The following is a 15,816-nucleotide window of genomic DNA, read 5'->3' on the forward strand; positions in this document are numbered from 1 at the left end:
CTCATTCCTCGCGCAGGGTCTGGATCATGTAGTTGACGTCCACGTCGCTGCAGAGCTTGTAGTGCTTGGTCAGCGGGTTGTAGGTCAGGCCGATGATGTCCTTGACCTCCAGGCCCGCAGTGCGGCTCCAGGCACCCAGCTCGGACGGGCGGATGAACTTCTTGAAGTCGTGGGTGCCGCGCGGCAGCATCTTGAGGATGTACTCGGCGCCGACGATGGCCAGCAGGTAGGCCTTGGGGTTGCGGTTGATGGTGGAGAAGAACACCTGGCCGCCGGGCTTGACCAGGCGGTGGCAGGCGCGGATCACCGAGGATGGGTCCGGCACGTGCTCGAGCATTTCGAGGCAGGTGACCACGTCGAACTGGCCGGCCATTTCCTCGGCCATGTCCTCGGCGGTGATGCGCCGGTATTGCACTTCGACACCCGACTCCAGCTGGTGCAGTTGGGCCACCGCCAGCGGCGCCTCGCCCATGTCGATGCCGGTGACGCTGGCGCCACGCAGGGCCATGGCTTCGCTGAGGATGCCGCCGCCGCAGCCGACGTCCAGTACCTTTTTGCCGGCCAGGCCCGCGCGCTCGTCGATCCAGTTGACCCGCAGCGGGTTGATGTCGTGCAGCGGCTTGAACTCGCTCTCGCGGTCCCACCAGCGGTGGGCCAGGGCTTCGAACTTGGCGATTTCGGCGTGGTCGACGTTGCTCATGGAACAGTCCTCTGAATCTTCGATAAAGGTGCTACGGGCGCCAGCCTGCTGGCTGGCGGCCAGTCATTCGTTGCCTGCGATGCGCGCGCCCCAGGCGCGGGCCGTGGCCGTCAGGGCCTGTTCGTCCATCTGCGTCAGGCGGCCCTCGTCGAGCAATTGCTGACCGGCGACCCAGACGTGCCGCGCGCAGTCGCGGCCGGTGGCGTAGATCAGTTGTGAAACCGGGTCGTGGACCGGCTGCTGGGCCAGCCCCGACAGGTCGAAGGCCACCAGGTCGGCCGCCTTGCCCAGCTCCAGCGAACCGGTGACGGCCTCGAGGCCCAGGGCGCGGGCGCCGTTGAGCGTGGCCATGCGCAGCGCCCGATGGGCGTCCAGCGCCGTGGCCGAGCCCGCCACCGCCTTGGCCAGCAGGGCCGCGGTGCGGGTTTCGCCGAGCAGGTCCAGGTCGTTGTTGCTGGCCGCGCCATCGGTCCCCACTGCCACATTGACGCCGGCCTGCCACAAGCGTTCCACCGGGCAGAAGCCGCTGGCCAGCTTGAGGTTGGACTCGGGGCAGTGCACCACGCTGGTGTCGCTTTCTACCAGCAGGGCCAGGTCTTCGTCGCTGACCTGGGTCATGTGCACCGCCTGCAGGCGCGGGCCCAGCAGGCCGAGGCGGGCCAGGCGTGCCAGCGGGCGTTCGCCGCTGTCGGCCACGGCCCGCTCGACTTCGCCGGCGGTCTCGTGGATGTGCATGTGCAGCGGTGCGTCCAGCTGGTCGGCGATGACGCGGATCTTCTCCAGGTTCTCGTCGCTGACCGTGTAGGGCGCGTGCGGGCCGAGGGCGACGCTGATGCGCGGGTGGTGGTGCAGGTCGTCGAACAGCTCGATGGCCTGGTTCAGGCCCTCGTCGGGCGTGCGGGCACCGGGGATGGGGAAGTCCAGCAACGGCACGGCGATCTGTGCGCGGATGCCGCTGCGGTGTACCCGGTCACAGGCCTCGCGGGGGAAGAAATACATGTCGGCGAAGCAGGTGACGCCGCCCTTGAGCTGCTCGGCGATGGCCAGGTCCGTGCCGTCGCGCACGAAGGCCTCGTCGACCCAGCGGCCTTCGGCTGGCCAGATGTGTTCCTCGAGCCAGGTCATCAGTGGCAGGTCGTCGGCCAGGCCGCGCAGCAGGGTCATGGCGGCATGGCCATGGGCATTGACCAGCCCCGGGCACAGCAAGCAGTCGGGTAGCTCGCGCACCTCCCGCGCCTCGGGCGCCCGCTCGCGCGGGCCGAGCCAGGCGATCTGGCCGTCACGGATGCCCAGGGCGTGCTCCTTCAGTACCACCCCGGCTGGCTCCACGGGGACCAGCCAGGTCGGTATGAGTAGTAGGTCGAGGGGGGAAGACGCTTGGGGCATGCGGGGGGATACCTGGTTCTATGGAAACGAGCGCGCAGTATACCCGAGCGCCCGTGACAGAGGCTCGCTATAATCGGCCGCTTTTGATCAGCGAACGACGGGGAGAGGCGATGCGCGAGCGACTTTTGGCGGCGGAGAAGGTGACCGGCATCCAGTGGCGGGATGGCACCTTGCATCTGCTCGACCAGCGCCTGCTGCCTGCGCGTGAGCACTGGCTGGCCTGTACCGACGTGGCTTCGGTAGTGGAAGCGATTCGCCAGATGGCCGTGCGCGGGGCCTCGGCCATCGGCATCAGCGCCGCCTACGGCCTGGTGCTCGCCGTGCGCCAGCGCCTGGCCGAGGGCGAGGACTGGGAGCATGCGCTGGAGGAGGACTTCCTCGCCCTGGCCGAGGCCCGCCCCACCGCCGCCAACCTGTTCTGGTCGCTCAACCGCATGCGCGAACGCCTGCAGCGGCTGCGCGCCGACGAAGACGTGCTGGCGGTGATGGAGGCCGAGGCGATGGCCATCCACGAAAGCGACCGCGAAGCCAACCTGACCATGGCCCAGCATGGCATCGAGCTGATCCGCCGGCAGCAGGGCAACGCCCAGGCCCTGCTCACTTACGGCAATGCCGGCGCCCTGGCTAGCGGCGGTTTCGGCAGCGCGCTGGGGGTGATCCGGGCGGCCTATCTGGAGGGTATGGTCGAGCGAGTGTACGCCGGCGAGACCCGCCCCTGGCTGCACGGCTCGCGCCTGACCGCCTGGGAACTGGCCCATGAAGGCATCCCGGCGACGCTGTGCGCCGATTCAGCCATGGCGCACCTGATGAAGACCAAGGGCATCACCTGGGTGGTGGTCGGCGCCGACTGCATCGCCGCCAACGGCGATGTGGCCGGCAAGATCGGCACCTACCAACTGGCGGTGGCTGCCATGCACCATGGCGTGCGTTTCATGGTGGTGGCGCCGAGTACCACCATCGACCTGAACCTGGCCACGGGCGAGGACATTCCCCTTGAGGAGCGCGAGGCCGACGAGTTGCTGGATGTGGGCGGCAATCGGGTCGCGGCCGAGGTCGAGATGTGCAACCCGGTATTCGACGTGACCCCGGCTGACCTGGTCGATGTGATCGTGACCGAGCGGGGCGTGGTCGAACGGCCCGATACGGCCAAGATTGCCCAGTTGATCTGTCGCAAGCGGTTGCATTGATCTTCGGATGGGCTGCAGCGCAGCCCCATCCAATGGCGCAGATACAGCGAATCAACCGCTTCGGCGGCAACCTGCCATATCTCCCACGCCCCACGCCTTTGTGATACCATCCGGCAGTTTCCAGGCCCGCTCGTTGAAGCGGCCTTCATTGCGCAGATCCATGGCTCAACTCATTGATTTGTCGTAAGTCGTCGCACCACTGTGCGTTGCGGCGGCGAGCTTCGTTCGTCCTACGAGGGAAACGACGAAGTTTCACCAGAAAAAGGAATCAGGCTTCTCATGGGCGAACTGGCCAAAGAAATCCTCCCGGTCAATATCGAAGACGAACTGAGACAGTCTTACCTCGACTACGCGATGAGCGTGATTGTCGGGCGTGCACTGCCCGATGCGCGTGACGGCTTGAAGCCCGTGCATCGCCGCGTTCTCTACGCGATGAGCGAACTGGGCAACGACTGGAACAAGCCGTACAAGAAGTCCGCCCGTGTGGTCGGTGACGTCATCGGTAAGTACCACCCCCACGGCGACACCGCGGTCTATGACACCATCGTGCGTATGGCGCAGCCGTTCTCGCTGCGCTACCTGCTGGTCGACGGCCAGGGCAACTTCGGTTCGGTGGACGGCGACAACGCCGCGGCCATGCGATACACCGAAGTGCGCATGGCCAAGCTGGCCCACGAGCTGCTGGCCGACCTGCACAAGGAAACCGTCGACTGGGTGCCCAACTACGACGGCACCGAGCAGATCCCGGCGGTCATGCCGACCAAGATTCCCAACCTGCTGGTCAACGGTTCCAGCGGTATCGCCGTGGGCATGGCGACCAACATCCCGCCGCACAACCTGGGCGAGGTCATCGACGGCTGCCTGGCGCTGATCGACAACCCCGAGGTCTCGGTCGATGAGCTGATGCAGTTCATCCCCGGCCCCGATTTCCCCACCGCCGGCCTGATCAACGGCCGCCAGGGCATCATCGAGGCCTACCGTACCGGCCGTGGCCGCATCTATATGCGCGCCCGCTCCGAAATCGAGGACATCGACAAGGACAAGGCCGGCGGTCGCCAGCAGATCGTCGTCACCGAGCTGCCGTACCAGCTGAACAAGGCGCGTCTGATCGAGAAGATCGCCGAGCTGGTCAAAGAGAAGAAGATCGAAGGCATCACCGAGCTGCGCGATGAGTCCGACAAGGACGGCATGCGCATCGTCATCGAGCTGCGTCGCGGCGAGGTGCCGGAGGTGGTGCTCAACAACCTTTATGCGCAGACCCAGCTGCAGAGCGTGTTCGGCATCAACATGGTCGCCCTGATCGACGGCCGCCCACGCCTGCTCAACCTCAAGGACCTGCTCGAAGCGTTCGTCCGTCACCGCCGCGAAGTGGTGACCCGCCGTACCGTGTTCGAGCTGCGCAAAGCCCGCGAGCGTGGCCATATCCTCGAAGGCCAGGCGGTCGCGCTGTCCAACATCGACCCGGTGATCGCCCTGATCAAGGCCTCGCCGACCCCGTCCGAGGCCAAGGAGGCCCTGGTCAGCACCGCCTGGGAGTCCAGCGCCGTGCAGGTCATGGTCGAGCGCGCCGGCGCCGACTCCTGCCGCCCGGAAGACCTGCCGGAGCAGTACGGCCTGCGTGACGGCAAGTACTACCTGTCACCGGAACAGGCCCAGGCCATCCTGGACCTGCGCCTGCACCGCCTGACCGGCCTGGAGCACGAGAAGCTGCTGGCCGAGTACCAGGAGATCCTCGAGCAGATCGGCGAGCTGATCCGCATCCTGAGCAGCGCCGAGCGCCTGATGGAAGTGATCCGCGAGGAACTCGAGGCGATCCGTGCCGAATACGGCGATGCCCGTCGCACCGAGATCCTCAACGCCACCCACGACCTCAGCTACGGCGATATGATCCCCGAAGAAGAGCGTGTGGTGACCATTTCCCACGGCGGTTATGCCAAGACCCAGCCGCTGTCCGCCTACCAGGCCCAGCGCCGTGGCGGCAAGGGCAAGTCGGCCACCGGCGTGAAGGACGAGGACTACATCGAGCACCTGCTGGTCGCCAACAGCCACGCCACCCTGTTGCTGTTCTCCAGCAAGGGCAAGGTGTACTGGCTCAAGACCTACGAAATCCCCGAGGCGTCCCGTGCCGCCCGTGGTCGCCCGCTGGTCAACCTGTTGCCGCTGGAGGAAGGTGAGCGCATCACCGCCATGCTGCAGATCGACCTGGAGGCCCTGCAGCAGAACGCCGACGGCGATGAAGAGCTGGAGGATGCCGACGACACCGTGCTCGAAGGGGAAGTGGTCGAGGCCGAGGAAGCCGACGAGGAAGACGGCGACACCCCTGAGTGGGTGGCAGAGCCGACCGGCGCCTACATCTTCATGGCCACCGCCTTCGGTACCGTCAAGAAGACCCCGCTGGCCCAGTTCGCCCGTCCGCGTACCAGCGGCCTGATCGCGCTGAAGCTCAAGGAAGGTGACACCCTGATCGCTGCGGCCATTACCGACGGCGCCAAGGAAGTCATGATGTTCTCCGACGCCGGCAAGGTGATCCGCTTCGCCGAAAGCGTGGTGCGTGAAATGGGCCGTACCGCCCGTGGCGTACGCGGCATGAAGCTGGGCAAAGGCCAGCAGGTGATCTCCATGCTGATCCCGGAGTCCGGCGCGCAGATCCTCACCGCCTCCGAGCGCGGCTTCGGCAAGCGCACCCCGCTGTCCAAGTTCCCGCGTCGCGGCCGGGGTGGTCAGGGCGTCATCGCCATGGGCACCAAGGGGCGCAACGGCCTGCTGATCGGCGCCATCCAGGTGCAGGAAGGCGAGGAGATCATGTTGATCTCCGACCAGGGCACCCTGGTGCGGACCCGCGTCGGCGAGGTCTCCAGCCTGGGCCGTAACACCCAGGGTGTGACGCTGATCAAGCTGGCCAGCGACGAGACCCTGGTGGGCCTGGAGCGCATCCAGGAGCCTTCCGAGGAAGAACTCGACGAGTTGCTCGATGGGGACGAGGAGGGCGTCGAAACCGACGCACCGGGCGATGACCTGGCCGGTGCCGAAGAGGCGCCACAGGAATAAACCAATGCAACACCCGAGCGGGGCGACCAAGGTCGCCCCGTTTGACTGATTACAGCAGGCTGCGCTGTAGTGGCGCGTCTCGTTGTAGGAGCGGCCTTGTGCCGCGAAAGGGCTGCAGGGCAGCTCCAGGGTTTCAGCGGCGCTGCGGCAATCTGGGGGTCGCTTTGCGGCCCTTTCGCGGCACAAGGCCGCTCCTACAGGGACCGGTGCGTGGTCTGCAAGAACGATTTGTACTATTTGGCAGAGCGAGAGTGGATGTGAGCAAACGAGCCTTTAACTTCTGCGCAGGCCCTGCCGCGCTTCCAGACGCTGTCCTGCAGCGTGCCCAGGCCGAGATGCTGGACTGGCGTGGCAAGGGCTTGTCGGTGATGGAGATGAGCCATCGCAGCGACGATTACGTGGCCATCGCCGAAAAGGCCGAGCAGGACCTGCGCGACCTGCTGTCCATCCCCTCCAACTACAAGGTGCTGTTCCTCCAGGGCGGCGCCAGCCAGCAGTTCGCCGAGATTCCGCTGAACCTGCTGCCCGAAAGCGGCACCGCTGACTACATCGAGACCGGCATCTGGTCGAAGAAGGCCATCGAGGAAGCGCGTCGTTTCGGCCACGTCAACGTCGCCGCCAGCGCCAAGCCCTACGACTACCTGGCCATCCCAGGCCAGAACGAGTGGAACCTGACCAAGAACGCGGCCTACGTCCACTATGCGTCCAACGAGACCATCGGTGGCCTGCAGTTCGACTGGGTGCCGGAAACCGGCGACGTGCCCCTGGTGGTCGACATGTCCTCCGACATCCTCTCGCGCCCGATCGATGTGTCCCAGTACGGCCTGATCTACGCCGGCGCCCAGAAGAACATCGGCCCCAGCGGCCTGGTGGTGGTGATCGTGCGCGAAGACCTGCTCGGCCACGCCCGCAGCAGCTGCCCGACCATGCTCGACTACAAGGTCGCCGCCGACAACGGCTCGATGTACAACACCCCGGCCACCTATTCCTGGTACCTCTCGGGCCTGGTGTTCGAGTGGCTCAAGGAGCAGGGCGGCGTCGAGGCCATGGAGCAGCGCAACCGTGCCAAGAAAGACCGCCTGTACGGCTTCATCGATGCCAGCGAGTTCTACACCAATCCGATCAGCCACAACGCCCGTTCGTGGATGAACGTACCGTTCCGCCTGGCCGACGAGCGCCTGGACAAAGCCTTCCTGGCCGGCGCCGACGCCCGTGGCCTGCTCAACCTCAAGGGCCATCGCTCGGTCGGCGGCATGCGCGCCTCCATCTACAACGCCCTGGGTCTGGAGGCGGTCGACGCCCTGGTGGCCTACATGGCTGAATTCGAGAAGGAGCACGCTTGATGTCCGAACAGGAGCTCAAGGCGCTGCGCGTGCGCATCGACAGCCTCGACGAGAAGATCCTCGAGCTGATCAGCGAACGCGCCCGTTGCGCCCAGGAAGTGGCCAAGGTCAAGACCGCCTCCCTGGCCGAAGGCGAGAAGCCGGTGTTCTACCGCCCCGAGCGCGAGGCTGCGGTGCTCAAGCGCGTCATGGAACGCAACAAGGGCCCGCTGGACAACGAAGAGATGGCGCGGTTGTTCCGCGAGATCATGTCGTCCTGCCTGGCCCTGGAAGAGCCGCTCAAGGTCGCCTACCTCGGCCCCGAGGGCACCTTCACCCAGGCTGCCGCCATGAAGCACTTCGGCCATGCCGTGGTCAGCCGCCCGATGGCGGCCATCGACGAAGTGTTCCGCGAAGTGGCCGCCGGTGCCGTCAACTTCGGCGTGGTGCCTGTGGAAAACTCCACCGAAGGTGCGGTCAGCCACACCCTGGACAGCTTCCTCGAGCATGACATGGTGATCTGCGGCGAAGTCGAGCTGCGCATCCACCATCACCTGTTGGTGGGCGAGAACACCAAGACCAACAGCATCACCCGCATCTACTCCCATGCCCAGTCCCTGGCCCAGTGCCGCAAATGGCTGGACGCTCATTACCCGAATGTCGAGCGCGTGGCGGTGTCCAGCAACGCCGAGGCGGCCAAGCGGGTCAAGGGCGAGTGGAATTCGGCGGCCATCGCCGGCGACATGGCGGCGAACCTGTACGGCCTGACCCGCCTGGCCGAGAAGATCGAGGACCGCCCGGACAACTCCACGCGCTTCCTGATGATCGGCAACCAGGAAGTGCCGCCGACCGGCGATGACAAGACCTCGATCATCGTCTCGATGAGCAACAAGCCAGGTGCGCTGCATGAGCTGCTGGTGCCGTTCCACGAGAACGGCATCGACCTGACCCGCATCGAGACCCGCCCGTCGCGCAGCGGCAAGTGGACGTACGTGTTCTTCATCGACTTCGTCGGCCACCACCGCGACCCGTTGATCAAGGCGGTGCTGGAGCAGATCAGCCAGGAGGCCGTGGCGCTCAAGGTGCTGGGGTCGTATCCGAAGGCGGTGCTTTGATCGAGATCGCCGGGGCCGCTTCGCGCCCCATCGCGGGGCAAGCCCGCTCCTACAGGCCACGCGGTGCCCACCCGACCCGCACACCCCCGGTAGGAGCGGGCTTGCCCCGCGAAGGGCTGCAAAGCAGCCCCGCTTCCCACGGGGCGCAAACGTCCTCTGTAGGAGCGGGCTTGCCCCGCGATGGGCTGCGCAGCAGCCCCAACAATCGCCGTACTGAACAGGATTCGCGCTAGTGGTTGATGTAACAGCAAGCAAATCCGGCCCCATCATCGGCCGTCTGGTGGTCGTGGGCCTCGGCCTGATCGGCGGCTCCTTCGCCAAGGGCCTGCGCGAAAGCGGCCTGTGCCGGGAAGTGGTCGGCGTCGATCTGGACGCCCAGTCGCGCAAGCTGGCCGTGTCCCTGGGCGTGGTCGACCGCTGCGAAGCGGACCTGGCCGCCGCCTGCGTCGGCGCCGACGTCATCCAGCTGGCGGTGCCCATCCTGGCCATGGAAAAGGTACTCGCCCACCTGGCCCGCCTGGACCTGGGCGACGCCATCATCACCGACGTCGGCAGCGCCAAGGGCAATATCGTGCGCGCCGCCCGCGAAGCCTTCGCCGAACGCCTGCCGCGCTTCGTCCCGGGCCACCCGATCGCCGGTTCCGAGCAGAGCGGAGTAGAGGCCTCCAACGCCACCCTGTTCCGCCGCCACAAAGTCATCCTCACGCCGCTGCCGGAAACCGACCCCGCCGCCCTGGCCCTGGTCGACCACCTGTGGCGCGCGCTGGACGCCGATGTGGAACACATGCCGGTGGAGCGCCACGACGAAGTCCTGGCCGCCACCAGCCACCTGCCGCACCTGCTGGCGTTCGGTTTGGTCGATTCCCTGGCCAAGCGCAATGAAAACCTGGAGATCTTCCGGTACGCTGCGGGAGGCTTCCGCGATTTCACGAGAATCGCCGGCAGCGACCCGATCATGTGGCACGACATCTTCCTCGCCAACCGCGAGGCTGTCCTGCGCACCCTGGATACATTTCGCAGCGACCTCGACGCCTTGCGCGACGCGGTCGATGCAGGGGACGGGCACCAACTGCTGGGTGTGTTCACCCGCGCCCGGGTTGCCCGCGAGCATTTCAGTAAAATCCTGGCCCGCCGGGCCTATGTGGACGCTATGAACGCCAACGATCTGATTTTCCTGGCCCAACCTGGTGGCCGCCTGTCCGGACGGATCCGCGTTCCGGGCGACAAGTCGATTTCCCACCGCTCGATCATGCTTGGCTCGCTGGCCGAAGGCACCACCGAGGTCGAAGGCTTCCTCGAAGGCGAGGATGCCCTGGCGACCCTGCAGGCCTTCCGCGACATGGGCGTGGTCATCGAAGGCCCGCACCATGGCCGCGTGACCATTCACGGCGTCGGCCTGCACGGCCTCAAGCCGCCACCCGGGCCGATCTACCTCGGCAACTCCGGCACCTCCATGCGCCTGCTCTCGGGCCTGCTGGCCGGCCAGCCGTTCGACGTGACCATGACCGGCGACGCGTCGCTGTCCAAGCGCCCGATGAACCGCGTGGCCAACCCGCTGCGTGAAATGGGCGCGGTGGTCGAGACTGGCCCTGAAGGCCGCCCACCGCTGACCATCCGCGGTGGCCACAAACTCAAGGCCCTGGACTACACCCTGCCGATGGCCAGTGCCCAGGTCAAATCCTGCCTGCTGCTGGCCGGCCTGTACGCCGAAGGCACCACCACCGTCACCGAGCCGGCGCCGACCCGCGACCACACCGAGCGCATGCTGCGTGGCTTCGGCTACGACGTGCAGACCAACGGCCCGGTGGCCTCGCTCAAGGCCGGCGGTAAGCTCAGCGCCACCCGTATCGAAGTGCCGGCCGACATTTCCTCGGCCGCCTTCTTCCTGGTCGCGGCCTCCATCGCCGAAGGCTCGGAGCTGGTGCTGGAGCACGTGGGCATCAACCCGACCCGTACCGGCGTGATCGACATCCTGCGCCTGATGGGCGGCGACATCACCCTGGAAAACCAGCGTGAAGTCGGCGGCGAGCCGGTGGCCGACCTGCGCGTGCGCGGTGCCAAGCTCAAGGGTATCGACATTCCCGAAGAGCTCGTGCCGCTGGCCATCGACGAGTTCCCGGTGCTGTTCGTCGCCGCGGCCTGCGCCGAAGGGCGCACCGTGCTGCGTGGTGCCGAGGAGCTGCGGGTCAAGGAATCGGACCGCATCCAGGTCATGGCCGATGGCCTGCTGACCCTGGGCGTGAAGTGCCAGCCGACCCCGGACGGCATCATCATCGACGGCGGCCAGATCGGCGGCGGCGAGGTGCATGGCCACGGCGACCACCGCATCGCCATGGCCTTCAGCGTCGCTTCGCTGCGCGCCAGTGCGCCGATCCGCATCCATGACTGCGCCAACGTCGCGACCTCGTTCCCCAACTTCCTGGCGCTGTGCGCCGAAGTCGGCATCCGCGTCGCAGAAGAGGGCAAGTCGTGAGTTCCCAAGTGCCGGTCATCACCATCGATGGGCCAAGCGGCTCGGGCAAGGGCACCGTTGCCGGCATCCTCGCCCGCGAGCTGGGCTGGCGGCTGCTGGACTCCGGCGCCCTGTACCGCCTGCTGGCCTTCAACGCCACCAACCACGGCGTCGACCTGACCAACGAAGAGCTGCTCAAGGCTCTGGCCGCCCATCTGGATGTGCAGTTCATCGCTGCCGAACCGGGTAAGCTTCAACAGATCATCCTCGAGGGTGAGGATGTCAGCAACGTGATCCGCACCGAAACAGTCGGCGCCGGCGCCTCCATGGTCGCCTCCCTGCCGGCGGTGCGCGAAGCGCTGCTGCAGCGCCAACGCGCCTTCCGCGAAGCTCCCGGGCTGATCGCCGATGGTCGCGACATGGGCACCGTGGTGTTCCCGGACGCGCCCTTGAAAGTGTTCCTCACCGCCAGTGCGGAGGAGCGCGCACGACGTCGTTATTTGCAGTTGAAGGGCAAAGGCGATGATGTTAGTCTGGCGAGTCTGCTGGATGAGATCCGTGCGCGCGATGAGCGCGACACCCAGCGTGCGGTGGCCCCGTTGAAACCAGCGGCCGATGCCATCCAGCTGGACTCCACCGAGTTGTCCATCGAGCAGGTGTTGCAACGTATCAGGAGCGAGCTCGCCCAGCGCGATCTGCTCTGATAACCAGGGAAGCAGGCAGGGTCACCAGTCAACGTCCTGCCGGCTTGCCTTTATATGAACGAAACCCACATTGTCTGGAATGTGGCGATGGGCGTCTGTTTCGCCCGAATCTACAGGAATTAAAATGAGCGAAAGCTTTGCAGAACTCTTTGAAGAAAGCCTGAAAACCCTCAATCTTCAGCCGGGCGCGATCATCACCGGTATCGTTGTCGACATCGACGGCGACTGGGTTACCGTTCACGCTGGCCTGAAGTCCGAGGGCGTCATCCCGCTCGAGCAGTTCATCAACGAAGCTGGCGAGCTGACCATCAAGGTCGGTGACGAAGTTCACGTTGCGCTGGACGCGGTCGAAGACGGCTTTGGCGAAACCAAGCTGTCCCGTGAAAAAGCCAAGCGCGCCGAGTGCTGGATTGTTCTGGAAGCAGCTTTCGCCGCCGAAGAAGTGGTCAAGGGCGTTATCAACGGTAAGGTTAAGGGCGGCTTCACTGTCGACGTTAACGGCATCCGTGCGTTCCTGCCGGGCTCCCTGGTCGATGTCCGCCCTGTGCGCGACACCACCCACCTGGAAGGCAAAGAGCTGGAGTTCAAGGTCATCAAGCTGGACCAGAAGCGCAACAACGTTGTCGTTTCCCGTCGCAGCGTGCTGGAAGCCGAGAACAGCGCCGAGCGCGAAGCCCTGCTGGAAACCCTGCAGGAAGGCCAACAGGTCAAGGGTATCGTCAAGAACCTCACCGACTACGGCGCCTTCGTGGACCTGGGCGGTATCGACGGCCTGCTGCACATCACCGACATGGCTTGGAAGCGCATCAAGCACCCGTCGGAAATCGTCAACGTTGGTGACGAAGTCGACGTTCGCGTCCTGAAGTTCGACCGTGAGCGCAACCGCGTTTCCCTGGGTCTGAAGCAGATGGGCGAAGATCCGTGGGTAGCTATCACTGCCCGCTACCCAGAAGGTACCCGCGTACAGGCTCGCGTGACCAACCTGACCGACTACGGCTGCTTCGCTGAGCTGGAAGAAGGCGTTGAAGGTCTGGTACACGTTTCCGAAATGGACTGGACCAACAAGAACATCCACCCGTCGAAAGTCGTTCAGGTTGGCGACGAAGTGGAAGTCATGGTTCTGGACATCGACGAAGAGCGTCGTCGTATCTCCCTGGGCATCAAGCAGTGCAAGTCCAACCCATGGGAAGACTTCTCCAGCCAGTTCAACAAGGGTGACAAGATCACCGGTACCATCAAGTCGATCACCGACTTCGGTATCTTCATTGGCCTGGACGGCGGCATCGACGGCCTGGTTCACCTGTCCGACATCTCCTGGAACGAGTCCGGCGAAGAAGCCGTACGTCGCTTCAAGAAGGGCGACGAGCTGGAAACCGTCATCCTGTCGGTCGACCCAGAGCGCGAGCGTATCTCCCTGGGTATCAAGCAACTGGAAGACGATCCGTTCTCCAACTTCGTTGCTCTGAACGACAAGGGCGCTATCGTCAAGGGTACCGTCAAGGAAGTTGACGCCAAAGGCGCCATCGTCACCCTGGCCGACGACATCGAAGCTACTCTGAAGGCTTCCGAAATCAGCCGTGACCGCGTTGAAGACGCGCGTAACGTCCTGAAGGAAGGCGACGAGATCGAAGCCAAGATCATCAGCGTTGACCGCAAGTCCCGCGTCATCAGCCTGTCCATCAAGTCGAAGGACGATGCTGAAGAGCGCGAAGCTATCCAGAGCCTGAAAAACGCTCCGGAAGCTGCTGCCGACACCACCATGGCCGCGCTGCTGCGCGAAGCGATGGCCAAGCAGAACTGAGTTCTGTTTGATCGGTAAAAAAGGGGCGACCTTCGGGTCGCCCTTTTTTTTATTGGTGTGGGTGGCGAGATGGCGTGATGGCGGAGAGGTGTTCGCCGTGAGGGATTGGTCGCCGGTGAGATCGAGCGCCGCCCGCGCGGCGCATCGCGAGCTGCGCTCGCTCCTACGTTTGTTTCGGGCCAGTAACGCCTGTGGCAGACGCGCGCGACCGCCTGGTTCGTACGACACGATCTTGCGTCAAGCCCCAAAACGTCCGCGCGAAAATTCCATAGGAATACTTCGCCCGAAACAAACGTAAGCGAGCGCAGCTCGCGATGCGCCGCGCGGGCGGCGCTCGATCTCCCAGGCGCCGCCCCTCTACCGCCTACCTCTACCGCCACACCTCTAAAGCCACACCGCATCCCAATGTGGATACTCCCCAACCGTAGCCACCAGCCCCGCCCTTACCGGATTGGCAACGATGTACCTTGCGACCTTGCAAACATCCTCGTCCCGGCGCAAGGCCCGGTCGTAATAGCCTGCCTGCCAGACCGGCCCCCCTTTTGCCCCAGCCTTGTGCAGTGCATTGCTGGACTGGCATTTGAAGCGTTGCATGAGTGTTCCAAGCGTCACTTCTTTCAATTCAATCAACCAATGCACATGGTCTGGCATCACGACCCAGGTCAGCGAGCGGCAGTGGTGCTGTTCTTCCGCGTAACGAAGGTGCTGAATGACCAATCGAGCAAAACGGAGGTTGTGAAATAAAGGCCGACGGTGGTGGGTGACTGTAGTTAGCATGTAGAGCCTACCTGGCACCGAGCATCTTGCGCGGCGTAGCCTGCAGCCGTGAGGGTTGGGCATTGGTTCATCCTTGGGTGAGTATGTGCTCGGTTAGCGTAGTCAGCCCGTGCAGCCCTCGATCCGATAAAGGGTTGCTGCTTGTAAATAAGATCGGATGTAACAACGCATGCTTGGCATAAGGTTGCGGGGTGGGCCGGAATGGCTGGCGTGGGTTTTGCGGTGTTGCGCAAATCGAGCGCCGCCCGCGCGGCGCATCGCGAGCTGCGCTCGCTACGTTTGTTTCGGGCCAGTAACGCCTGTGGCAGACGCGCGCGACCGCCTGGTTCGTACGACACGATCTTGCGTCAGGCCCCAAGGCGTCCGCGCGAAAATCCTCCAGGATGAACTGGCTCGAAACAAACGTAGGAGCGAGCGCAGCTCGCGATGCGCCGCGCGGGCGGCGCTCGATTCCAAATCCCCCGCGCCCGCTTAAGCCATACCCTCCATTCTTGAATTTTTTTATTAAGTCAAGATCCACCCTGTTCAAATCTTTCAGAGCGTGCTACAAACTGGTTAAGCAATGATCTAGCTGCTTGATAACGAAGGGAAAAATATGACGAAGTCGGAGCTGATCGAACGTATTGTCACCCATCAAGGGCTGCTCTCGTCCAAGGACGTGGAGTTGGCCATCAAGACCATGCTTGAACAGATGTCCCAGTGCCTGGCCACCGGCGATCGCATCGAGATCCGTGGCTTTGGCAGCTTTTCCTTGCACTACCGCTCACCCCGCGTAGGTCGCAACCCAAAGACCGGCCAATCGGTGAGCCTTGAAGGCAAGTACGTCCCGCACTTCAAGCCCGGCAAGGAATTGCGCGACCGGGTCAACGAAGAAGAACACGCCCACACCTGAAGGGCAGAAGGAGCAGTCTGATGCGTAACCTCAAGCGCGCCGTGGCGGCGTTGTTCGTGTTGCTGCTGGCAGCCGTGGTGCTGTTCTTCGTGCTGGAGAATCAGCAAAGCGTCTCCCTGGTCCTGTTCGGCTGGGCCGCCCCCGCCGTGCCGGTAGCCGTGCTGGTCATCGCCGCCCTGGTCATCGGCCTCGCCGTCGGCCCCTTGCTCGGTGCCTACGGCGTGCTGCGCAGCAAGCGCAAGATCCGCGCCTCCGCCCGCCAGGCTGCCCTCTCCGGTAACTGACAATCTGTGGGAGGGCCTTGCCCCGCGATCACCGGCAAAACCGTGCCATACACCGCATTTCTGCAACCAACCCCGATCTGCCAGTCGCCGCGATCCCTGTAGGAGCGGCCTTGTGCCGCGAAAGGGGCGCAAAGCGCCCCCCAGCATT

The 15,816-nt window shown here is 64.6% G+C and carries 12 protein-coding genes; 9 read left to right on the plus strand and 3 right to left on the minus strand.

Annotated elements, in window-relative coordinates; genetic code table 11:
* Position 1 precedes the first annotated feature (1 nt).
* Positions 2 to 700 carry a bifunctional 2-polyprenyl-6-hydroxyphenol methylase/3-demethylubiquinol 3-O-methyltransferase UbiG gene (ubiG, locus tag K8374_RS06070; RefSeq protein ID WP_224458303.1) on the minus strand — a complete coding sequence of 233 codons (699 nt, stop codon included), beginning with the start codon at positions 698 to 700 and terminating at the stop codon, positions 2 to 4.
* A gap of 63 nt (positions 701 to 763) precedes the next feature.
* Positions 764 to 2,086 carry a TRZ/ATZ family hydrolase gene (locus K8374_RS06075; protein WP_224458304.1) on the minus strand — a complete coding sequence of 441 codons (1,323 nt, stop codon included), beginning with the start codon at positions 2,084 to 2,086 and terminating at the stop codon, positions 764 to 766.
* 110 nt (positions 2,087 to 2,196) lie between these two features.
* On the opposite strand from K8374_RS06075, the gene mtnA reads away from it, so the two are divergent.
* The 7 genes from mtnA to rpsA all read left to right on the plus strand — a co-directional run bounded on the left by mtnA (position 2,197) and on the right by rpsA (position 13,715).
* Positions 2,197 to 3,273: an S-methyl-5-thioribose-1-phosphate isomerase gene (gene mtnA / locus K8374_RS06080; RefSeq protein ID WP_224458305.1), complete on the plus strand. Its 1,077-nt coding sequence runs from the start codon at positions 2,197 to 2,199 to the stop codon at positions 3,271 to 3,273.
* Positions 3,274 to 3,552: 279 nt separating this feature from the next.
* Positions 3,553 to 6,321, plus strand: a complete 2,769-nt coding sequence (gyrA, locus tag K8374_RS06085; RefSeq protein WP_224458306.1) for a DNA gyrase subunit A — start codon at positions 3,553 to 3,555, stop codon at positions 6,319 to 6,321.
* A gap of 257 nt (positions 6,322 to 6,578) precedes the next feature.
* Positions 6,579 to 7,664, plus strand: coding sequence for a 3-phosphoserine/phosphohydroxythreonine transaminase (serC, locus tag K8374_RS06090; RefSeq protein WP_224458307.1), 1,086 nt, complete (start codon positions 6,579 to 6,581; stop codon positions 7,662 to 7,664).
* Entirely contained in the window at positions 7,664 to 8,758 is a 1,095-nt protein-coding gene (pheA, locus tag K8374_RS06095; RefSeq protein ID WP_084854915.1) for a prephenate dehydratase, read from the plus strand. The genes serC and pheA overlap by 1 nt, the downstream gene beginning before the upstream one ends.
* Before the next feature lie 265 nt (positions 8,759 to 9,023).
* Positions 9,024 to 11,231: a bifunctional prephenate dehydrogenase/3-phosphoshikimate 1-carboxyvinyltransferase gene (locus tag K8374_RS06100; protein ID WP_263498533.1), complete on the plus strand. Its 2,208-nt coding sequence runs from the start codon at positions 9,024 to 9,026 to the stop codon at positions 11,229 to 11,231.
* A complete protein-coding gene (gene cmk / locus K8374_RS06105; RefSeq protein ID WP_224458309.1) occupies positions 11,228 to 11,914 on the plus strand; it encodes a (d)CMP kinase in 687 nt (228 codons plus the stop codon). The genes K8374_RS06100 and cmk overlap by 4 nt, the downstream gene beginning before the upstream one ends.
* 124 nt (positions 11,915 to 12,038) lie before the next feature.
* Entirely contained in the window at positions 12,039 to 13,715 is a 1,677-nt protein-coding gene (gene rpsA / locus K8374_RS06110; protein WP_084854918.1) for a 30S ribosomal protein S1, read from the plus strand.
* A gap of 384 nt (positions 13,716 to 14,099) precedes the next feature.
* Here rpsA and K8374_RS06115 read toward each other — a convergent pair whose 3' ends face one another.
* Positions 14,100 to 14,555 carry an REP-associated tyrosine transposase gene (locus K8374_RS06115; protein WP_224458310.1) on the minus strand — a complete coding sequence of 152 codons (456 nt, stop codon included), beginning with the start codon at positions 14,553 to 14,555 and terminating at the stop codon, positions 14,100 to 14,102.
* 532 nt (positions 14,556 to 15,087) lie between these two features.
* Between K8374_RS06115 and ihfB the strand changes: the two genes are divergently transcribed.
* A complete protein-coding gene (gene ihfB, locus K8374_RS06120; RefSeq protein WP_084854919.1) occupies positions 15,088 to 15,384 on the plus strand; it encodes an integration host factor subunit beta in 297 nt (98 codons plus the stop codon).
* Positions 15,385 to 15,404: 20 nt separating this feature from the next.
* Positions 15,405 to 15,668 carry a LapA family protein gene (locus K8374_RS06125; RefSeq protein ID WP_084854920.1) on the plus strand — a complete coding sequence of 88 codons (264 nt, stop codon included), beginning with the start codon at positions 15,405 to 15,407 and terminating at the stop codon, positions 15,666 to 15,668.
* The last annotated feature ends 148 nt before the right edge of the window (positions 15,669 to 15,816 follow it).

The sequence above is a fragment of the Pseudomonas sp. p1(2021b) genome, assembly GCF_020151015.1.
Taxonomy (GTDB): Bacteria; Pseudomonadota; Gammaproteobacteria; order Pseudomonadales; family Pseudomonadaceae; genus Aquipseudomonas; species Aquipseudomonas putida_K.